This window comes from Citricoccus sp. NPDC055426, assembly GCF_040677445.1.
Lineage (GTDB): Bacteria > Actinomycetota > Actinomycetes > Actinomycetales > Micrococcaceae > Citricoccus.
This window is the reverse complement of the sequence record NZ_JBFARZ010000001.1, coordinates 513,410-533,268: the sequence shown is the minus strand read 5'-3', so window position 1 is coordinate 533,268 and position 19,859 is coordinate 513,410. Positions and strand designations below refer to the sequence as shown.

15 protein-coding genes are annotated in these 19,859 nt (G+C 71.8%); 7 read left to right on the top strand and 8 right to left on the bottom strand.

The features are described from left to right. Positions 1 to 85 precede the first annotated feature (85 nt). Positions 86 to 3,802, bottom strand: coding sequence for a bifunctional proline dehydrogenase/L-glutamate gamma-semialdehyde dehydrogenase (locus tag AB0K08_RS02420; protein ID WP_363351285.1), 3,717 nt, complete (start codon positions 3,800 to 3,802; stop codon positions 86 to 88). Positions 3,803 to 3,985: 183 nt separating this feature from the next. Between AB0K08_RS02420 and AB0K08_RS02415 the strand changes: the two genes are divergently transcribed. From AB0K08_RS02415 to AB0K08_RS02405, 3 genes are all read left to right on the top strand, one after another. Further along, a complete protein-coding gene (locus tag AB0K08_RS02415) occupies positions 3,986 to 4,921 on the top strand; it encodes a LysR substrate-binding domain-containing protein (protein ID WP_363351283.1) in 936 nt (311 codons plus the stop codon). A 144-nt stretch (positions 4,922 to 5,065) separates the two neighbouring features. Beyond that, the gene (locus tag AB0K08_RS02410; RefSeq protein ID WP_363351281.1) at positions 5,066 to 6,166 is read left to right on the top strand and encodes an agmatine deiminase family protein; all 1,101 of its coding nucleotides are present in this window, start codon (positions 5,066 to 5,068) and stop codon (positions 6,164 to 6,166) included. 245 nt (positions 6,167 to 6,411) lie between these two features. After that, positions 6,412 to 7,572, top strand: a complete 1,161-nt coding sequence (locus AB0K08_RS02405; RefSeq protein ID WP_363351279.1) for a hypothetical protein — start codon at positions 6,412 to 6,414, stop codon at positions 7,570 to 7,572. 162 nt (positions 7,573 to 7,734) lie between these two features. Here AB0K08_RS02405 and AB0K08_RS02400 read toward each other — a convergent pair whose 3' ends face one another. Continuing rightward, positions 7,735 to 11,340, bottom strand: a complete 3,606-nt coding sequence (locus AB0K08_RS02400) for an SNF2-related protein (protein ID WP_363351277.1) — start codon at positions 11,338 to 11,340, stop codon at positions 7,735 to 7,737. A 153-nt stretch (positions 11,341 to 11,493) separates the two neighbouring features. On the opposite strand from AB0K08_RS02400, the gene AB0K08_RS02395 reads away from it, so the two are divergent. Beyond that, complete coding sequence (locus AB0K08_RS02395; protein WP_363351275.1) at positions 11,494 to 11,943, top strand: hypothetical protein; 450 nt, start codon at positions 11,494 to 11,496, stop codon at positions 11,941 to 11,943. A 45-nt stretch (positions 11,944 to 11,988) separates the two neighbouring features. Here the strand turns inward: AB0K08_RS02395 and AB0K08_RS02390 are convergent, their stop codons facing one another. Beyond that, positions 11,989 to 13,272 carry an AI-2E family transporter gene (locus AB0K08_RS02390; protein WP_363351273.1) on the bottom strand — a complete coding sequence of 428 codons (1,284 nt, stop codon included), beginning with the start codon at positions 13,270 to 13,272 and terminating at the stop codon, positions 11,989 to 11,991. A gap of 82 nt (positions 13,273 to 13,354) precedes the next feature. On the opposite strand from AB0K08_RS02390, the gene AB0K08_RS02385 reads away from it, so the two are divergent. Then, positions 13,355 to 13,948 carry a cyclodeaminase/cyclohydrolase family protein gene (locus AB0K08_RS02385; protein ID WP_363351271.1) on the top strand — a complete coding sequence of 198 codons (594 nt, stop codon included), beginning with the start codon at positions 13,355 to 13,357 and terminating at the stop codon, positions 13,946 to 13,948. 11 nt (positions 13,949 to 13,959) lie between these two features. Here the strand turns inward: AB0K08_RS02385 and AB0K08_RS02380 are convergent, their stop codons facing one another. Next, positions 13,960 to 15,489, bottom strand: coding sequence for an MFS transporter (locus AB0K08_RS02380; protein WP_363351269.1), 1,530 nt, complete (start codon positions 15,487 to 15,489; stop codon positions 13,960 to 13,962). An 83-nt stretch (positions 15,490 to 15,572) separates the two neighbouring features. Here AB0K08_RS02380 and AB0K08_RS02375 point away from each other — a divergent pair, with 83 nt between their 5' ends. After that, positions 15,573 to 16,247, top strand: a complete 675-nt coding sequence (locus tag AB0K08_RS02375) for a helix-turn-helix domain-containing protein (protein WP_363351266.1) — start codon at positions 15,573 to 15,575, stop codon at positions 16,245 to 16,247. A gap of 65 nt (positions 16,248 to 16,312) precedes the next feature. Here AB0K08_RS02375 and AB0K08_RS02370 read toward each other — a convergent pair whose 3' ends face one another. Next, a complete protein-coding gene (locus tag AB0K08_RS02370; protein WP_363351264.1) occupies positions 16,313 to 16,531 on the bottom strand; it encodes a DUF2945 domain-containing protein in 219 nt (72 codons plus the stop codon). Positions 16,532 to 16,574: 43 nt separating this feature from the next. After that, positions 16,575 to 17,246, bottom strand: coding sequence for a DoxX family protein (locus tag AB0K08_RS02365; RefSeq protein WP_363351262.1), 672 nt, complete (start codon positions 17,244 to 17,246; stop codon positions 16,575 to 16,577). 126 nt (positions 17,247 to 17,372) lie between these two features. On the opposite strand from AB0K08_RS02365, the gene AB0K08_RS02360 reads away from it, so the two are divergent. Beyond that, positions 17,373 to 17,882 carry an N-acetyltransferase gene (locus tag AB0K08_RS02360; protein WP_363351260.1) on the top strand — a complete coding sequence of 170 codons (510 nt, stop codon included), beginning with the start codon at positions 17,373 to 17,375 and terminating at the stop codon, positions 17,880 to 17,882. Between the two features lie 97 nt (positions 17,883 to 17,979). Here the strand turns inward: AB0K08_RS02360 and AB0K08_RS02355 are convergent, their stop codons facing one another. Together AB0K08_RS02355 and AB0K08_RS02350 are read right to left on the bottom strand one after the other, a co-directional pair. Beyond that, positions 17,980 to 18,864, bottom strand: coding sequence for a serine hydrolase (locus AB0K08_RS02355; protein WP_363351258.1), 885 nt, complete (start codon positions 18,862 to 18,864; stop codon positions 17,980 to 17,982). After that, positions 18,861 to 19,781: a serine hydrolase gene (locus AB0K08_RS02350; protein ID WP_363351256.1), complete on the bottom strand. Its 921-nt coding sequence runs from the start codon at positions 19,779 to 19,781 to the stop codon at positions 18,861 to 18,863. The genes AB0K08_RS02355 and AB0K08_RS02350 overlap by 4 nt, the downstream gene beginning before the upstream one ends. Positions 19,782 to 19,859 lie beyond the last annotated feature (78 nt).

Here is a 19,859-nt window from a genome sequence, read left to right as displayed (position 1 = left end):
CCCGGCAACTGGAGGTCGAATCCGGCCCATTCTCGGCGGTTACCGGCGAGTAAACGGTCCGGATTCGACCTCCAGTTGTCCAAGATCAGAGGAGGTGCTCGGTGAGGTGGTCCGGGGTGCCGAAGCGGTGGGCCGTGATGGAGATGGCCTGCTCGTGCAGGAACGGCAGCAGCTCCACGTCGCCGGCCGAGACCACCGGCCCCGCAGACACGGCCACGTCCGGGGAACCGTCGAGCGCCTCGTGCAACGCGAGCAGGGCCTCCCGGGAGGTGTCCGCGGCGGAGGCGCTCCAGTCCTGCACCAGCCGGATCCGCGGGTCCCCGCCGCCCGGTGCGGACGGCGGCAGCCCGGTCAGCTGCGCGGCCCGGGCGTGGAACGCCGCGGTGTCCTCCACGTGCACCACCACGTCCGGGTCACCGGCCAGCAGACGCCCGACGTCGGCCGGCAGCGTCTGCGGCACGCTCACCGAGAGCGCCGACCCGGCACGCCGGCCGGCCATCAGCACGCGCAGCAGGTGCACCAGCGGGCCGGACTCCCAGCGGATGGTCACCGGCACCGGGAGGTGGCGCAGCACGTTGCGCTCGGCCATCAACCCGGAGACGTCCCGGGCCACCCCGAAGGTCTCGCGCCAGGCGGCCTCGTCCAGCCGGTCGGCGTCGGCGAGCCAGCGGCGGTCGCCCTCGTCCAGGTCCGCACCGTCCGCGAGGTGGTGGCCCATCCCGGTGAGTCCGTCGGTGGCCGTGGCAGGCCGACCCGAGTCCGAACCGGACCCTTCAGCGGCCGCCGCCAGGCCGTCGTCGTGGGCCGGCGCGTCCGACGGCGCAGCCGACGGCGCATCCGTCCAGGTCCCCAGCCCGTGCAGGTAGTGCGGTCCGCCGGCCTTGGTGCCCGCCCCGACGGTCGAGCGCTTCCAGCCGCCGAAGGGCTGCCGGCGCACGATGGCGCCGGTGATCCCGCGGTTCACGTAGAGGTTGCCGGCCTGCACCGTCTGCAGCCACACCTCGATCTCGTCCGGGTCCAGGGAGTGCAGCCCGGAGGTCAGCCCGTAGTCCACGGCGTTGACCAACCCCACGGCGTCCTCGAGCGTCTCGGCGGTCATCACGCCCAGCACGGGGCCGAAGTACTCGGTCAGGTGGGCGTCCGAACCGGGTCGGACGCCGGCGCGGATCCCCGGGCTCCACAGCCGGTCGGTGTCGTCCAGCGGCTGCGGCCGCAGGGCCCAGTGCTCGCCGGCGCCCAGCTCGGTCAGCCCGCGCCGCAGCTTCTCGCCGGGCTCCTCGATCACCGGCCCCATCTGCGAGCGCGGGTCCTCGGGGTAGCCCACGGTCAGTGAGGCCGCGGCGTCCAGCAGCTGGCGGTGGAAGCGCTTCGACGTGGCCACGGAGCCCACGAGGATCACGAGCGAGGAGGCGGAGCACTTCTGTCCCGCGTGCCCGAACGCGGAGTTCACCACGTCCTTCGCGGCCAGGTCCAGGTCGGCGCTCGGGGTCACGATGATCGCGTTCTTGCCGGAGGTCTCGGCCAGCAGCGGCAGGTCCTTCCGGAAGGAGCGGAACAACTGCGCGGTCTCATAGCCGCCCGTGAGGATGACCCGCTCCACGTCCGGATGGGTGATGAGCCCCTCGCCCAGTTCGGCCTCGCGGTCCGGGTCGATGCTGAGGAAGCTCACCAGGTGCTCGGCGGTCCCGGCCACCCGGTCCGCGTCCCAGCCGAGCTGCCCGAGCCCGGTCTTCAGACCCTCGCGGATGGCCTCGTAGGCCACGGCCCCGGTGCGCACCGACTGCGGGGCGGGCTTGAACACCACGGGCGCTCCGGAGGCCAGTGAAGCCAGCACGCCACCGGTGGGGATGGCCACCGGGAAGTTCCACGGCGGGATCACCAGCACCAGCTTGGCGGGGTGGAACCGCGCGCCCTGCACCTCGTCCAGGCCGCGGGCCAGCCGCCCGTAGTACCGCGCGAAGTCGATCGCCTCGGAGACCTCGGGGTCGCCCTGGTCCAGGGTCTTGCCGGTCTCGGCGGCGGCCACCTCGAGCAGCGCGCCGCGGCTCGCCTCCAGGGAGTCGGCCACGGCGTTCAGCACCCTCTCGCGGTCGGCCCCCGTCAGGGTCCGCCAGGCCTCCCCGGCAGAGACGGCCTGCCCGACGGCGGCCTGCACCTGCTCCGGTGTTCTCGCCTGGGCGGCGGCGACGGTCTCGGTCCCGAGCGTGGACCCCGGGACCGCGGCGGTGATGGCGCGTCCCCAGTCTCGGTTGGCGGCCAGGGACGGGTCCGTGTCCGGGGTGTTGGCGAAGCCGTCCACGGGGTCGGGGACCGGTCCCCGGGAGGCCTGCAGGCCTCCCGGCGAGGAGGCGAGCTGCCGGTTCTGACTCCGGGCCGGCGTCGGGATCTCGGTGTCCAGGTCCTCGAGGGACGCGTGGAAGCGGGCCTCCTCGCGGGCGAAGAGCTCGGCGTCCGTGTCCAGCTCGAAGACGGCGGACATGAAGTTCTCCTGGCTGGCCCCCTCCTCGAGGCGGCGGATCAGGTAGGAGATGGCCACGTCGAACTCGTGCGGGTGGACCACGGGGGTGTAGAGCAGCAGCGAGCCCACGTCCTGGCGCACCGCCTCCGCCTGGCCGGTGGCCATGCCCAACAGCATCTCGAACTCGACGTCCGGGCTGGGCCCGCCCTGGCGCCACCGGGTGCTCAGGCCGCGCTCCCGCACGAGCAGCCAGGCCAGCGCCACGTCGAAGAGGTTGTGGCCGGCCACGCCGATCCGCACGTTGCGGGTGCGCTCTTCGGTCAGCGCGTAGTTGAGCACGCGCTTGTAGTTGGTGTCCGCAGCCTGCTTGGAGTCCACGGTGGCGGCGGGCCAGCCGCTGACCGAGGCCTGCACGTGCTCCATGGGCAGGTTGGCGCCCTTGACCACGCGGACCTTCAGGGGGGCCCCGCCGGCGGCCACGCGGCGGGCCGCGAACTCCTGCAGGCGGATCATGGCGTCCAGGGCGTCCGGCAGGTAGGCCTGCAGCACGATCCCCGCCTCGAGGTCCTGCAGGGCGGGGGTGTCCATCAGGCGCATGAACACGGCCAGGGTCATGTCGAGGTCGTGGTACTCCTCCATGTCCAGGTTGATGAAGGTGGGACCCTTCGCCGCCCCGCCGGCGCCGGCCTGGGAGGCGGCGAGCTCGTAGAGCGGCAGGAGGCCGGCGGTGACCTCCTCGACGGCCTCCTTGAAGGCCCAGGGGCTGTGGGGGGCGGTGGCGGCGGAGACCTTGACGGAGACGTAGTCCACGTCCTCGCGCTCGATCAGGGCGCGGATGCCGTCCATCCGCCGGTCCGCCTCCTGCTGGCCGAGGATGGCCTCGCCGAGCAGGTTGATGTTCAGGCGGATCCCCTCGGTCTGGAGCTTGGCGATGGCCGGGCCGAGCTTGGCGTCCGTGGCGTCCACGATCAGGTGGGACACCAACTCACGCAGCACCCTGCGGGCCGCGGGCACGGCGACCGGGGCCAGTAAGGGGGCGAGCCGTCCGCCGACGCCCATGGCCGAGCGCATGTACCAGGGCAGGAACCCTGGGGTCTGCGGGGCCAGGTCCGCGAGCGCCTCCGCCGCGATCCGGTGGTCCTCCGGCCGGATCACGCGGTCCACGAAGCCCACCGTGAAGTCCAGCCCGGCCGGGTCCTTCAGCACGCCCGCCAGCTGCTGGGCCGAGAAGTTCGAGGGGTGCTTGCGTGCCTCGTGGAGCCAGGCCTTGACCTGCTCGACGGCGGCCGGGGCCAGGGTGCGCAACTCGTCAGGGTCCGGGATCGCCGGGTGCAGGGTGCTCATGCAGCCATTGTTCTCCGTCACACTGTGCGTGACCAGCGAACGTTTCCGCACGGTACCCTTCGGATGACCCGAACAATTGTGGCAGCATGCCGATGGCTTGCCGGAAGCCTGCGGAACCCTGTCGGAAGCCTGCCGGAGGCTTGCCGGAGGCTTGCCGGAGAACTGCTGGAGGAAGGGGCGCCGATGTTGGAGGTCCGCCGCCTCGTGCTGCTGCGCGAGCTCGCCATCCGGGGCACCCTCTCCGCCGTGGCCCGGGCCATGAACCTGGCGCCCTCCTCCGTCTCCGAGCAGCTCTCCCTGCTGGAACGGGAGACGAAGACGCAGCTGCTGCGCCGAGTGGGCCGCAACGTGCAGCTCACCGAGGCGGCGCAGGCCCTGGTGAGCCGGGTCGAGCCGATCCTGGATGCCCTCGAGGAGGCGGAGACGGCGCTGACGTCCGCGGGCGGCGCCATCAGCGGCCGGGTCCGTCTGGCCGCCTTCCAGTCCGCGGCCCTGACCGTGGTTCCCGCCGCACTGTCCCGCCTGCGCACCCAGCACCCCGACCTGCGGCTGGAGCTCGTCCACTACGAACCGGAGCAGGCCCTGCACGAGGCCTGGGCGCGGGACTTCGATGTGGTCGTCGCCGAGCAGTACCCCGGGCACTCGGCACCCCACTGGCCCGGCCTGGACCGCCGCCAGCTGCTGCAGGACGAGCTGCAGCTGGCCGTGCCGGCCGACCTCACCGTGGACGGCGGGCCGCTGCCACCCGGCGGGGAGCTGGCGGCGCTGCTGACCCACCGACCCCTGCCGTGGGTGATGGAGCCGCACGGCACGGCCACCCGGCACTGGGCCGAGCAGCTGGTCCGCTCGGCCGGCCACGAGCCGGATGTCCGTTTCGTCTCGGCGGACCTCCAGGCCCACGTGCGGCTCGTGGAGTCCGGCAACGCGCTGGCACTGCTGCCCGGCCTGACCCTCGTGGACCACGAGGCCCGGTTGCGCCGGATCCCCCTCGCCGGGCGTCCCCTGCGCACCGTCTTCACCTCGATCCGGTCCTCCTCCGCCGGGTCTCCGGCCGTCGTCGCCGTCCGGGATGCCCTGGAGGCGGCCGCGGGCCGGCTGGATAGGAGAACGGACGCATAACGAACCGGCCGTGACCGGCCGTTCCGGGGTGGGGGTCTTGCGCCCTCGCATAGCATGGAGAGGTCGGAGATCGACCCACCGCGCTGCGGCGCAGGTCAGGACCGACTCCGAGAACCCCCGTGATGCACCTGAGGAAAGGGAGCCATGCGCCAGGACCCGCAGACACTGCCGCGGGCTGCGGCCTCGGCGGACCTGTCCACGGCGACCTGGCACCTGCCCGCGGACACCGAGCCGCAGGAGCGGCTGTGGATGGCCTTCCCCCGGGACTACGCGCAGATGGGTTCCTCGCTCTGGGAGCTCTCCGGGGCCCGGCGGGCGTGGACCCGGGTGGCCCACGCGGTCATGGACTATGAGCCGGTCACCCTGCTGGTGGATCCGGCCGACCGGCAGATCGTGCACACCTACGTGGATCCCATGATCCCGGTGGTGCCGCTCGCCATGGACAACCCCTACCTCGGCCTGACCGGGCCGACCTTCACCCTCGGCCCCGAGAACGGGCGGACCGGACGCCGGAAGCTCGGGATGATCGACTGGGTCTTCAACGGCTTCGGCCGGCGCCCGGGCCTCGAGTACCGGCTGGATGACGTGGCCGGCGGCACGATCGCCGACCTGACCCGCGCCCGGCGCCAGCTCTCCCTCATGGTCAACGAGGGCGGGGCGTTCATCACGGACGGTGAGGGCACGCTGATCGTCTCCGAGTCCGTGCTGCTGGACCCCGCCCGCAACGGCGGCTGGTCCCGGGCGCACATCGAGGCCGAGTTCACCCGCTACACGGACATCCGCAAGATCATCTGGCTGCCCGGTGGGTTGGCCCGGGACCGGGGACGCTTCGGGTTCGGCGGGCACATCGACCAGCTCGTGGCCTTCGCCTCCCCCTCCGTGGTGCTGCTGCACTGGCAGGAGAACCCCGCCCACCCGGACCACGCGGTGTCCGTGCGCACGCTGGAGATCCTGCAGAGCCAGACGGACGCGCGGGGCCGCCCCCTGAACGTGGCCACCGTGACCGCCCCGCTGGCCGGCCAGGATGAGCGCGGCCCCCTGGCCTGGTCGTACGTCAACGTCCTGCCCGTGAACGGCGCCGTGGTGGTGCCCTCCTTCGAGGACCCGCACGACGACGGCGCCCACCAGCTGCTGCAGGCCGCCTTCCCGGGGCGCACGGTGGTGCCCATCCCCGCACAGCGGCTGTACCGGCGCGGCGTCGGCATCCGGCAGGTGGCGCTGCCCCAGCCCTCCCGCCAGGGCTGAACCCGCCGCCACAGTGATCCTGCCCAGCCACAGCGGCACACCGGCGCAGCCACACCGACCCTGCCCAGCCACACTCATAATCAGTGTGGCCGGGCAGGATCACTATGGCTGGAAATTCGGTTCCGCATCCGGGATCGGATCAGAGCCGGCAGCACTCCTCCACAAGGGGCCGTCACCGGCGAGGTCTCCACAGAGGAGCACGGCGCCCGCACCCTGTGGACCCCCTTCCGGGTGGAGTGGATGCCATGGATTCTCGAGAACCGGCCGCGCTGCCCGCCCACCCGCTGCCCGCCCACCCCGTCAGCCACACGGGCCCCGGCACGTTGACGGCGTGGGACATCCCGCTGATGCTGTCCTCGGCAGACCGACCAGAGATGGATTGGGGGCATCGACTGCACCGTTCCGCCGCCACCGGAACCTCCATACGGCTGCGCCCCGGGGCATTCGTTCAAGCCACCAGCTGGAACAGTGCGTTCAACCGCGAGCGACACCTCACGACGGCCCTGTCGATCGCCATGACGTCGAAGAAGCCGCCGGTGTTCGCACGGGAAACGGCCCTCATGCTCCACCGGCTTCCGCTGAACGGCATCCCCACGGTGGTGAAGCTCCGGGCCTCCAGCGTCGGCGCCGCCGGGACCACCCGGCGCTCGCGGCCTGATGCCTCGAAACGCCCGTTGTTCGGCGAACGCCGACTGGTCTACCCGAAGTCATGGGCGGACTCCACCGAGGCGGAACGCCCCGCCGTCTCGCTGCTCATCGACGGCGAGGTCGCGCTCCGGGCGGAGGACCTCCACCTCACGTTGGCCGATGCCCTTCCCCACATGACCGCGGGCAGCGCCCTCATGGTGGCCGATGCCGTGCTGAGTGGCCGACGCCTCGCCGATGACGGCAAACACCCCCGCACGGCGACCCCCATGGAGCGCCGGGAATTCCTCGGACTGGCGGACCTCTGCCTGACCCAGAAGGCCGCCGCAGCCTTCCGGCGGATCGCCCAATTCGCCTCGCCGCTCTCCGAGTCTCCCGGTGAGTCCCTCAGCCGGCTCAACATCGAAGAGCTGGGGTTCCAGGCGCCTGAACTCCAGCACGAGATCTACGACGCCTATGGACAGCTCCTGGGGATCGTCGACTTCTGGTGGGAGGAGCTGCGGCTGGCCGGCGAGTTCGACGGCAAGAAGAAGTACACCGGAGGGGCCAGCTACTCCGGACGGAGTATCGAGGACGTCATTCGCGAGGAGAAGCAGCGGATGGAGCGCATGCAGGAAGAGGGGATCCGCTTCGTGCGGTGGATGTGGAGTGACCTGACCTCCGCTCAACGGCTCGCGGAGAAACTGACCCGCGCTGGGGTCCCCCGCATGTCTGACGAACACCGTCGCTTCAACCACAGCCTTCAAGCCCAGCCACAGTAAGCCTCCGGACCAGTCACAGCCATCCTGCCGTGCCACAGCGATTATCGCTGTGGCACGGCAGGATGGCTGTGGCCGGGGATCTGAGGGTGGCGGCGGCCGTGGCTGTGGCTGCAGCTGTGGCCCGGCACGTGACGTGAGGGCGGTGGCCGGCAGCCCCCTCCGTCAGTCGGCCTCCGGGGTGAACAGCTCACGGACGTCGTCGGCGGTGATGGTGGAGGAGAAGGCGGCATCGCCGTCGGTCAGCGAGGAGAACAGGGCGGCCTTCTTCTGCTGCAGGGCCAGCACCTTCTCCTCGATCGTGCCCTCGGCCACCATGCGGTAGACCATGACGGTGCGGTCCTGCCCGATCCGGTGCGCGCGGTCCACGGCCTGGGCCTCGGTGGCGGGGTTCCACCACGGGTCCAGCAGGAACACGTAGTCGGCCTCGGTCAGGGTCAGCCCGAAGCCGCCGGCCTTGAGGCTGATGAGGAAGGCCGGCGCCGTCCCGGTCTTGAACTCCTCGATCACCTTCGAGCGGTTCCGCGTGGCCCCGTCCAGGTAGGCGAAGGCCACCCCGCGGTCCGCCAGGGAGTCCCCCACCCGGGTGAGGAAGGAGGTGAACTGGCTGAAGATGATGACCCGGTGGCCCTCCGCGACGATCTCCTCGAGCTGGCCCATGAGCGCCTCCATCTTGGAGGACGGCACGGAGTCGTACTTCTCGTCCACGATCGCCGGGTCGAGCGCGAGCATGCGCAGCAGGGTCAGCGACTTGAAGATGACGAAGCGGTTCTCCTCCATGTTCTCCAGCAGCCCGAGCACCTTGCGCCGCTCGCGCTGCAGCACCTGGTCGTAGAGCCGGCGGTGCTTCGGCACCAGCTCCACGTGGCTGACCTGCTCCTGCTTCGGCGGCAGGTCAGAGGCCACCAGGTCCTTGGTCCGGCGCAGCATGAACGGCCGGATCCGGCGCCGCAACCGGGCCATCCGCTTCGCGGCGAAGCGGCGGCCGTCCTCGGAGGGATCCGGCGATTCGATCGGCTTGGTGTACTCGGCCCGGAACACCGTCGGCGAGGGGAACAGCCCCGAGGCGGTCAGCGAGAGCAGCGCCCACAGGTCGGACAGCGAGTTCTCCATGGGCGTGCCGGTGATCGCCAGCCGGAACGGCGCCCGGATGGCCTTGGCCGCCTGGTGTGCCTTCGCGGCGCGGTTCTTCACGAACTGCGCCTCGTCCAGCACCAGCCCGTCCCAGTCCAGGTCCGTGAACTGATCCGAGTCCAGGCGCAGCAGGGTGTAGCTGGTGACCACGACGTCGGCCCCGGCCACTTCGTCGGCGACGCGCGTGCCGCGCTTGGCCGCGGTGGTGTCCAGCACGCGCAGCTCCAGCCCCGGCGCGAAGCGCTCGGCCTCCTCCTTCCAGACCGCGAGGACCGACGACGGCGCCACCACCAGGAACGGCGGCGTCACCTGGGGTGCCGGCCCGGGGCGGCTCCGATCCCGTGCCCGCAGCATCAGCGCCAGCGTCTGGATCGTCTTGCCCAGGCCCATGTCATCGGCGAGGATCCCGCCGAGGTGGTGGTCGTAGAGGAAGGACAGCCAGGCGAAGCCCTCCAGCTGATAGGGACGCAAGGTGGCGTCCAGGCCTGCCGGGACGGCCGGCGTCGTGATCTCGGAGAGGTTCTTCAGGGCGCCCACGGACTCCCGCCAGGCGACCGCCTCCACGGACTCGTGGGCGAGGTCCTCGAACTCCTCCCACAGGGCCACGTCATACTTGTTGATCCGCGGGGCGTCCGGCTTCCACTCCCCCATGGCGCCGGCCTCGGAGATGAGCTCGCGCAGGCGGTTCAGGCCCGGGTTGTCCAGGGAGAAGTAGGTCCCGTCGTTGAGCAGGAGCGTCTTCTTGCCCTCGGCCAGGGCCTTGAACACTGCGGTGAAGGGGATCAGCTGGCCGTTCACGGTGATCTCGAAGCCGAGGTCGAACCAGTCGTTGTCCTGAGGGTCTGCGGCCTGGACCTGGGTGACGCGGACCTGGGGGTCGTCCGTGAGCTCGCGGTAGTCCGGGCGGGTGCCGTGCTCCACCACCGTGACGTGGTCCAGCTGCGCCAGCTCCGGCAGCACGTACTCCACGAAGCGGGCGGTGTCCGCACCGTGCAGGTGCGTGTTGCGGATCTGACTGGGCAGCACGGCCACCCCCTCGGTGGCCTGTTCCGCCGTGTCCCGGACCGCTTCCAGCACGGCGTCCTCGTGCTCGATGTCCCGGTCCACGTCCACCCCGCGGGCCCGGCCGGTGTAGCCGGTGGGCGACCAACCGCCCCGCGGGTGAGAGCGCCGGTGTTCCACGGGCAGCTCCCGCTTGGGCCCCCAGTACAGCCAGGACCACTCCAGGGAGGTCTCGTGGTGGCGGCGGTGGGACACCGAGAGCTGCAACCGGGGCGCCGGCACCTCGGGGAACTGCACCGTGCCGTCCGCGCTGTCCACCGGCAGGATGCGGGACAGCCGCGGGTAGACGTCGTAGAAGAACTCCTCGGACTCCGCCTTCGGGATCCGCAGCGGCTCAGGTTGGGCGAGCAGGTCCAGTACGGCACGGGGGACGGTCTCGGCCGCCGGTACGAGGGTCAGCCGCACGGGGGCGAGGTGGCGCGAGGCATCGCTGAGCACCTCGGTGGCGACGAAGCCACCGGAGCCGGCCGCCCGCGCGCCGGGCATCACCTGTCCGCCGGACTCCACCACCGGGGTCACGGCCAGGTCCGCCTCCGGGCCGCTCACGTCCAGCCGGACGGCGGCGGGTTCGGCGAGCACCACCTCGCTGACGATCCCCTGGCCCACGAACTCGACGCCCGCCTGCTGCGCACGGACCAGCAGCTGCCAGGCGGCGGGGCCGGTGAGGGTGTCCAGCCGGATCGTCTCGTCGGAGCCGTACCCGTGGGAGGGTGGCCGCTCCGCCAGGTGGAGGCGGTAGAGCTGTCCGAGCAGTTCCACCTGCTCCTCCCGCAACTGGTGGCGCAGCCCACCGTACTGGAACTTCTTCCAGGTCAGCCCGCCCTTGATCCAGTTGTTCCGGGTGCCTCGGCGCATCGGCCGCAGCTGCACGTGCAGGGCGGCCCCCTCCCGGACGTCCGCCACGGAGGCCTCCCCGGCGCCCCAGCGGCGGCGCATCTGGCTGCGTGGCTCGGCCAGCAGCTCCACCCCGATCCCGACCGGTTCCTCGGCATGCACCTCGTCCTGCTGACCGGTGAGCTCCCCGAGCACCGAGCGCCAGTCCGCAGGCTGGGCGCCCGGGCCTGTGCCCCTCGGGGAGGACATCAGCGAGGACATCGGGGCGCCGTCCGTGAAGCGCTCCACCTCGCCCCAGCCCTGGGGTGCGGGGTCCTCCCCCGGAGCGAACATCCCGTCCGGCGTCACGGCCCCCGGCCCTCCCGGTCCGCGCAGGTGCTCGCGGATCGCCTGCGTGGTGGCGGCGTAGAGCAGCGCGGCGGCGTGCTTGCAGTTGACGCGGACCGGACAGGTGCAGCCGCCACGCAACGGGGTCCATTGCCGGGGCAGTGATCGCGAGGACGCCTTTCCGGGCACCAGGAGCACGAACGTCTCGTACGGCAGCGGTTCATTGCCCTGCACCTCGCCGAACAGGGTGGCCGGGGACCGTTCGGTGGAGGTGGCCTCGTCCGTCGGCTCCCAGATGACATCGGAGACGGCGCCCTGCCGCGCGTACTTCTTGCCGCGGTCAGCCGTCCGGGCGTCGACCAGCCGGGTGATGTCCTGGTCGGCGATATAGGGCAAGGAGGGGGAACCGCGCATCCGACCATCGTTTCACGCCCCACGGACAACCGGAGCAGCTCTCCCCAGGGATGATGGGCCGCCGCCCCGCGGGACGGGTGGTGGTCCCCACCGACACCGTGACGGAGACTCGTTCGGCGAGAAGGCCACGGACTTCGTGGGAAGCTTGTTCTCGTGATCGATGGCCCGCAAGACCTGGTGGAGAACGACGCCTTCATGTCTGTGGTGACGTGGTTGCTCCAGTACGGCCTCCCCATCCTCGGGGCAGCCATCACGCTCGCCGGATTTCTGGTCTGGTCCGGCCGCTGGCGTTCATGGGCGAGACCGAAGGGCTACGGCGCGCTCACGCGGGTTCCCACCAGATACACCCTGGGACTGGCCTTCCTGGGCCCCGGGATCATCTTCATCAGCCTCGGGGTCTTCGCTGACCTGGGACTCCTCCCCGGCTCGGACGAGGTCTACGACGCGATCGGTGCCGCGCTCATCTTTGTCAGTCTGATCGGGGTGTTCTGGTGGCCGGTCTCGCTGACACCGCGGTGGTACAGAGACTGGCTGGCGTGGGGCGGCCCCCTGGAGACTGACCCCTGGCCCACGGACAGGGAACGAGCGCAAGGGCGGCGTTGAGCGACTCACCAGGATCCGGCCTGGGTCGCCCGGTCACCTGGACGTCTAGTTCTCCTGGGCTTCGCCGGATTCCCGACGACGGCCGGCCGGCTCGGCCGGCACCGTCTCGGCGGCCTCGGTCGGCACCGTCTCGGTGACCTCGGTCGGACCGGAGACCCCGGGAGCCTCCACGGCCGCATCGTCCTGACCGGCCGCCGTCGTGCTCCGGGCCCTGCGGTCCCGCGCCTCCATGCCCTTCAGGTCCGAGGCGATGAAGGAGTTGATCCAGCGTGACTGCGGGTCGGCGTCCACCATGATCGCCTTCAGCAGCAGAGTGGCGGGCAGCGCGAGGATGGCACCGAGCGGGCCGAGGATCCAGGCCCAGAACAGCAGGGACAGGAAGGACACGGTGGGGATCACGCCGACGGACTCCCCCGTGAACTTGGGCTGGATGACGGCCTGGATGACGAAGTTCAGCACGGAGTAGGCGGCGACCACCGCGAAGAACGCACCCCAGCCGCCCTCCACCAGGCCGAGCAGGGCCGGCGGGACCATGCCGATGATGAAGCCGACGTTGGGGATGTAGTTCGTCAGGAAACTCAGCACGCCCCACACCCAGATCATCGGCACCCCGATGATGGCGAGGGCGGCCACGTCCAGCACCGCCACGATCAACCCGAAGATGGTGGTGACGACCCAGTACCGGCGCACCCCGTCCGCGAAGGCGGTCAGGGCGGTGCCGAGCTCGTACTTGGCGGTGTTCAGCAGGGCCATCCGGCGGTCCACGGCCACGGAGTCCATGGCCAGGAAGAACACGGTCATGACCACGGTGGCCAGGAGCCCCAGGATCGCGGTGACATTGGACAGCAGCGCGGTGACGATCCCGGTGGCGGTGGAGACCACGGTGGACATGTTCAGTCCGGACAGCTGCTCGAGCATCATGTCCGGGGTCACGCCGAAGCTGCCGATCCACGTGATCATGCTGTTGTAGATCTCGTTGAACTGCTGGCCGTATTGGGGCAGGGCCATCACCAGTTCGGACGCGGACCACAGGATCAGCGCCATGAAGACGAGGATCACCACGACCACCACGGCCACCGTCACCGTGGCCCCGAGGAACCGGTGCACGCCCTGACGGATCAGCCAGGCCTGCAGCGGGTAGGCGATGAGCACCAGGTTCAGGCCGAGGAACACCGGGCCCACGATCGCCTGCAGGCCCTGCACGAACTGCAGCGCGATCACCAGGCCCGCCAGGCTCAGCACGATCACCAGGAACCGCGGCCAGGCGCGGCGCGCGGTCGAGTCGGGGGTCACGCCGGGGCTCCGCGCCTCGGTTGCAGCAGTATCCACGTCCGTGAGTCTACGGCGGGCCATGGACGCCGTACCCTCCGGGACCACCCTGAACCGACCCTGAACCGCATAGTCTGGTCGCATGATCCGCCACGAGACCATCCAGGACTACGTCGACCGGCTGGCCTCCGGCAAGCCCACCCCCGGCGGCGGCGCGACCGGGGCCCTGTTGCTGGCCCAGGGTGCCGGGCTGCTGGCCATGGCCGCCCGGTTCAGCGACCACGAGGAGATCGCCCGCCGGGCCGCCACCCTGGCCACCCACGCCCTCTCCGTGTCCGACGACGACGAGCAGGCCTTCGCCGGCGTGGCCGAGGCCTTCGGGTTGCCCCGGGACACGGACGGGCAGCAGCGGGAACGCTCGGAGCGCATCCAGGAGGAGACGGAGGCGGCGGCCGGTCCCCCACAGGCGCTGGTTGCCGCCGGCCGGGAGGCGTTGACCATCGCCGAGCAGGTGCTCGCGGACTGCAACGCGACCGTGCTCAGTGACGTGGGTGCCGGGACGGCCGCCGTGCGGGGCACGCTGATCGCGGCGGCGCTGACCCTGGAGACGGACCTGGCGCCGCTCAAGGACGATGACGCCCGGGCCCGCATCCGCCGCGACATCGAGGACGCCGGTGACCTGGTCACGCGTGCCGATGAGATCATCGACCGGGTGCGCGAGCGCATCCGCCAGTAGGCGCGGCGCCTTCACCGCAACCCCGGTCCCCCACCGAGGGCACCGGCCCGCAGCACCCGCTGGACGCTCGGGTCCGTGGGGCGCAGGTCGCGCCCGGTCGCCGGAACCGTCCCGGAAGCCTGGGGTGCGGCGCCCGGCCGAGGTGCGCGGCCGGCGTCGGGCCCGGTGGTCCTGGCCTCCCGGCCGCCGATGGTGAGCATCGCATACAGCACGGCGAGGCCGAGCAGCGCAGCGGCGCCGATGAAGACCACGGGCAGGCCGAGGTGCTCGCCCACGAACCCTCCCGCCACGGCGCCCAACGGCATGAGCCCGAACGCCAGGGTGCTCGTGGCCCCGTTGACACGCCCCAGCAACCGGTTGGGGGTGAGGCGCTGCATCAGGGTCATGGCCAGCACGTTGCCCGTCATGTTGCAGAAGCCGCTGAGGAACCAGGCAGACAGCAGCACATCGAGGCGCGGGATGAGCACCGGCAGCACCAGCAGCGGCACCTGCGCCATCCACCCGCCGAGCATGAGCGGCACCTCGGGCCACCGGTTCTTCAGCGGCTCGATCACCACGGTGGCCAGAATGGCCCCGGCCGCCATCGCCACCATGGTCAGCGGGTACTGGCCCGCGCTCAGGCCGATCGCCGACTCCGGCCCCACCACCCACAGGATAAACACCGCCATATAGGCCGCGGACGCCAGGTTGGCCACGGCGGCCATGATCGCCACCGGCCGCAGCACCGGGTGGCCGAACAGGAATCCCAGCCCCTGGCGCACCTCCCGCAGTGCCCCGGTGCGCTCCGCGGGCACGACGCCGGCCGGGGGCCTGGCGCCCTCGGCCCCGGTTCCGCTGTGCTCGGCTGAGCCGCTGTGCTCGGCTTGCCCGCTGTGCTCGGCTGCGGCGCCGGGCAGGGCGTCCCCGGGGCGGAACCGTCCGGTCAGCCCGAGTCCGAGCAGCAACAGGGCCGCCACGCCCACGGCGGCCGCGGCGCCGAACAGCCAGCCGGCGCCGGCCACCACGAGCAGGCCGCCCACGGGCCGGCCGATGAAGTCGTCGAACACCCGCTCGGCCGCCATGGTGCGCCCGTTCGCGGCGGCCAGGCGGGATGAGGGCACCAGCTGGGGCACGATCGTGCGGGCGGAGAGGTCCACGAACACCTGCGTGAGCCCGTACAGCCCCATGAAGACGAGCAGCAGGACCAGGCTCAGGTGCCCGGTGGCGGCGAGCACCGCCACGCCACCCATCAGGGCCACGCGCACCGAGGTCGCGGCCAGCCGCACGATCCGCCGGTCCAGGCGGTCCACCAGCACGCCGGAGGCGAGCCCGAATAACAGCCACGGCAACCAGAAGAGGGTGGAGAGCCAGGCGATCTCCTGAGGGGACCGGGTCAGCGAGACAGCCAGCAGCGGGACACCCACCATCACCATGCCGTCCACGAGGTTGGACAGGGCCACGGTGGACAGGTGCACGTTGAAGGGCCGGCCGAGCCGTTCCCGCGGAGGCACCGTGGAGGGGCCGGCCGAGTGGGGTGGTGCTTCGGGGGTGGTGCGCAACATGGTCGCCGCCTTCGTAGACTGTTGCCAAGAGGAGTATGCAGAGGTTTCTCTGCATCAATGTCTATGCAAAGGTATCTCTGCACATGGCTGATGACAAGACCCCGGCGCCCGATGCACGGCAAGACGTCGGCGCTCCGCCGGCGGGCGCCGGCCCGGTAATCCCCGTGATCGCCGAGCGCTCCATGGACGCCCAGACCATGAAGGCCTTCGCACACCCCCTGCGGATGGCGATGTATTCCCGCCTGATGGACGTGGGCTCGGCGACGGCCACGTCCTTGGCCCGGCACCTGGACGAGAGCACCGGCCAGACCAGTTACCACCTGCGCCAGCTCGAGAAACACGGGCTCGTGGAGGAGGACTCCGGCCGTGGCTCGGGGCGGGAGCGCTGGTGGAAGCCGCTCGGCTACCGCCTGCACGTGGAGGAGCTGGGCCAGGACGCGGCGAACCTGCGGGTGATGCACTCGGTGCTGCATGAGGGGCTGCGCCTCCGCATGGAGAACATCAGCAGCTACCTGGATGCCGCCCCCACCGAGCCGCGGGAGTGGGTGGAGGCCTCCGTGGATACGACCACCACCATGACCATGACCCTCGAGCAGGAGCGCGCGCTGGGCGAGGAGCTCCTGGAGGTCATCGAGCGCCACAAGCAGGCCCTCGGGCCCTCCGGAAGCGCCCCGGCCGAGGGTGCCGAGTCCCGGCGGATCCGGCTCTACCTCAGCCTGTTCCCGCTGGTGGACGGCGCGGACGCCTCCGCCCCCTGACCGCCACCTCACTTTGAGGGCAGTTTGAACCGGTCCGAATTGCCCTCAAAACGTGGAGGGTTGGCTTACGCCTTGGACAGCGTGCCGCCCTTGTGCGCCGCGATGTGATCCGTCTTGTCGCTCTTGATCTCGTACTGCGGCTCGTCCTTCGAGGCCCGCCGGGTGTGGCCCTTGTAGTCGAAGTCGCTGGTGTGGACCTTCGTGATCGTTCCGGAGACCCGGCCCGCCTCGGAGTTCCAGCTCACGTGGTCCCCCACGGAGAACTCGGTGGACTTCCCGGACATGACGCCTCCTGCTCTGGTGTGCCGAACTGGTCGTGGCGCCACCCTACGCCTGGCGGTCCCGGAGCAGCATCTGGTCGAGGCTGAAACGGCCGGGCCCGACGACGGCCAGCACCAGGGCGCCGACGCCCAGTCCCGCAGCTACCTCCCAGCCGCCGTCGGCGGCGAAGATCCCGTTGCCCAGGTGCGCGAAGACGATGGCACCGGCGAGGATCACGGCGCAGAGCAGGCCGGCGATCGGGGTCAGCAGGCCGAGGATCAGCAGCGCACCGCCGCCGAGTTCCACGGCCATGGTGACCACGGCGGCGGCCTCCGGCAGGGGGATGCCCATCGTCCCGAAGCCCTCCGCCGTGGCGGAGACGCCCTGGAACACCTTCTGCAGGCCGTGGGCCACGAGGACCACCCCGAGGACCAGCCGGGCCACCAGCAACACGGTGTCCCGCACCCACAGGGGGACGGGGATCACGGTGCCATCGGCGCCGGCAGCGGCCTCCTGATCCTCCGGTGCGCCTTCCGCCTCCGGGGCCGGCGCGGGCATGGCTGCACCCGGCCTCGGGTCCGGAGCGCGGCGGCGCAGCGGCCCACCGCCGGACTCCGCCCATTCCACCCCGCGCGGCTCGGCGTGGTCGCCCCGGGCCGCGAGCGCCTCGGCGGCACGCTCCTCGGGGGATTTCGGCTCGGGCGGGCGGGTCTGCGTGGATCGGGCGTCACTGGGCATGCTTCCGACCGTCCCGCGCACCGGGCGCCACCGTCAAACGCAATCGCGGTGATGGAGAGGATGCACAGAACACTGCCAGTCCGCGCCAAGGCCGCTCCGCCCACCGACTGCGCCTACCCTCGAGGCATGGCCACGCTGCATTGGACCACCCGCCCCGAACGACCGGAGGACGCCGAGGCCGTCCGGCACGTGAACCTCTCCGCCTTCGGCCGGGCGGACGAGGCCGACCTGGTGGACCGGCTGCGCCATGATCCGGCCTGGGAGGGCCTGTCCCTCGTGGCCGTGGACGACGCCGACCGGCCGGTGGGCCATGCCCTGCTCACGCGGTGCCACATCGACGGCGCCCCCGCCCTGGCCCTGGCCCCCTGCGCCGTGGTTCCGGAGCGCCAGCGAACCGGTGCCGGCACCGCCGCCATCCGCGCCGCGCTGGAAGCGGCCCGGGCGCGCGGGGAGGGGGCCGTCGTCGTGCTGGGGCACCCGGAGTACTACCCGAGGTTCGGCTTCGCCCGCGCCGCGGGGGCCGGGATCCGCGTGGACTTCGAGGTCCCGGACGAGGCCCTGATGGTGCTGGGGCTGCGCCAGGACCGCCCGGTTCCCGCGGGGACGGTGCGCTACGCCCGGGCGTTCGGCCTGTAGTCCTCACCGCCTCCGGACCATCGAAGTCACACGAAGTGGCTCAGGATTCCGGATTCCGGGGCCAATTCGTGTGACGTCGATCGGGGAGCCGGGGAGCTCAGGAGTGGAACTCCTGCCAGACGGACAGGCCCAGCGCGCCCAGGGTCGTGGACGCCTGCAGGGGCGCCACGGCGGTGCCGTCCGCTTGCCGGGCGGGGAGGTAGGCCGCCACCACGGCACCGGGCAGGACGAGGACGGAGGCCCAGCCGCGAGGGTCGTCCGGGTCGTCCGGGTCTTCCAGGCCTCCCGCATCCGCAAGCAGTTCCCAGCCGGCCACCGTCTGGTGCGGCACGGTGCGCGGACCGAAGCCCGGTAGCCCGCTGGCCAGCCCGGCCGGTTCGAAGGCCGCGCCCATCCACCCCAGCACCGACTCGGGCAGGGCGCTCAGCAGGGTGCAGAGGTCGGACGGGGTCGTCACTCCCCTGAGGCCCTCGCCCCAGCTGGATCCCTCGCCGGCGTCCCCAGGATGGCCTCCCTCCGGGCGTCCGTCCGTCTCCAGTCCGGTGATCTCGGTGTCCTCGAGACCGAGTCCGGCCACGTGGGCCCGGGCCTCCCCCACCACGTCGTACGCCCGGTCCCGCAGGTGATCCAGGAGGGCCAGCACGCACCGGGCGTCCCCGGTGCCGACGATCAGGGTCAGGGCATCATCCACGGTCAGGGTCAGCTCGCCGCTCATCAGGCGCAGCGTCCCCGAACGGGCGGCGTCCCGGCGGGCACCGGTCAGGGTCAGTCGATCGCCCAGCAGACCCGGGTCCCTCGCGGCCAGGCGGGCCACCGCGCAGGCCAGCACCAGCTTCCCGGTACCGGCCAGCGGGTGCCGGGCGCCGGCGTCGTGCCCCTGCTGGCGACCATCCGCGGACCGGACGGCGAAGCGCAGGTGGGGGTACGCGCCGGACAGCTCCGCCAGCGCAAGGGCACGGACCGCGGGCGGCGGACGCTTCATGCCGTCACCACCGGCGCCACCCAGCCCTCCACGGCCCGGCCGATCTCGGCGAAGGCGGCGAACATGGCGTTGCGGCCGGGCACCCCGTCCGGCAGCGCGGTGGGGACGGTCTCGGCGTAGACGGCCACGGCGGCCAGCGGCTCCCCGCCGGGCCCCAGGGCCAGCCCCACCTGGGACAGTGAGCGCAGGCCGCGGCCGTTCTTCTCGGCGAAGGTGATGCGGGTGGTGGCGGCGCCGAGGCGCGGGGTGTGGATGCCGCGCATCAGCTCGATCGCCCGCCGGCAGTCCGCCGGGGTCAGCTGGAGACGGGCCGCGGCCTCGAGGGCGCCCGGGCCACCGGCACCGCGGCCGAGCATCACGAGCAACCGGGCCTGGTCCGCGGCGGTGGTCACGGTGAGCCCGTCGATCGGGTGGTGCCAGTCCAGCCCGCCGGTGCGCGGGAAGACCTCTCGGTGCAGGGTGGAACGCATCCCGGCCCAGGCACAGTAGTCGTTGACGAACTGCAGGGCGTCCTGCGGCAGGTCGTCCACGGCGGCGCCGATGGCCTCGAAGACGAGCTGGGTGCAGATGTTGTCCGAGGTGCACATCATCTGCACCAGGCAGTCGTGCAGCGTCAGGTCCAGCCCCGGGGCGAGGCTGCGCATGATCCCGGCCTGCACCCCCTCGCGGTGCGCCGCGGTGATGGTCAGCCGCTGGTCCAGGTCCAGCCGTCCCGCACGGGCCAGGGCGAGGGTGGCGCAGAGGATGCCGACCTTGCGCGTGGAGAAGGAGGGAAGGACGACGTCGGCCCCGCGGGTGATGCGGTCCGGCCCGCCGGCCGCTGCGGCCGGGGAGACGGGCTCCGCACCGTAGTGCAGGGCGAAGGGGGCGGCGTCGGCCAGTGCCGCCAGTCGACGCTCCAGCTCAACGGTGTCCACGAGGAGACCCTACGCCAGCGCGGGCCCTCCGCGCCGCCCGTCGGGGCCGCTCGGAGGACCTCGCGCCGAGGCGCCTGC

Bases quoted from the DNA above. Each gene is read 5' to 3' on its own strand.
- AB0K08_RS02420 (WP_363351285.1), bottom strand. From the start codon at position 3,802: ATGAGCACCCTGCACCCGGCGATCCCGGACCCTGACGAGTTGCGCACC.
- AB0K08_RS02415 (WP_363351283.1), top strand. From the start codon at position 3,986: ATGTTGGAGGTCCGCCGCCTCGTGCTGCTGCGCGAGCTCGCCATCCGG.
- AB0K08_RS02410 (WP_363351281.1), top strand. From the start codon at position 5,066: ATGCGCCAGGACCCGCAGACACTGCCGCGGGCTGCGGCCTCGGCGGAC.
- AB0K08_RS02405 (WP_363351279.1), top strand. From the start codon at position 6,412: ATGGATTCTCGAGAACCGGCCGCGCTGCCCGCCCACCCGCTGCCCGCC.
- AB0K08_RS02400 (WP_363351277.1), bottom strand. From the start codon at position 11,340: ATGCGCGGTTCCCCCTCCTTGCCCTATATCGCCGACCAGGACATCACC.
- AB0K08_RS02385 (WP_363351271.1), top strand. From the start codon at position 13,355: ATGATCCGCCACGAGACCATCCAGGACTACGTCGACCGGCTGGCCTCC.
- AB0K08_RS02380 (WP_363351269.1), bottom strand. From the start codon at position 15,489: ATGTTGCGCACCACCCCCGAAGCACCACCCCACTCGGCCGGCCCCTCC.
- AB0K08_RS02375 (WP_363351266.1), top strand. From the start codon at position 15,573: ATGGCTGATGACAAGACCCCGGCGCCCGATGCACGGCAAGACGTCGGC.
- AB0K08_RS02370 (WP_363351264.1), bottom strand. From the start codon at position 16,531: ATGTCCGGGAAGTCCACCGAGTTCTCCGTGGGGGACCACGTGAGCTGG.
- AB0K08_RS02365 (WP_363351262.1), bottom strand. From the start codon at position 17,246: ATGCCCAGTGACGCCCGATCCACGCAGACCCGCCCGCCCGAGCCGAAA.
- AB0K08_RS02360 (WP_363351260.1), top strand. From the start codon at position 17,373: ATGGCCACGCTGCATTGGACCACCCGCCCCGAACGACCGGAGGACGCC.
- AB0K08_RS02355 (WP_363351258.1), bottom strand. From the start codon at position 18,864: ATGAAGCGTCCGCCGCCCGCGGTCCGTGCCCTTGCGCTGGCGGAGCTG.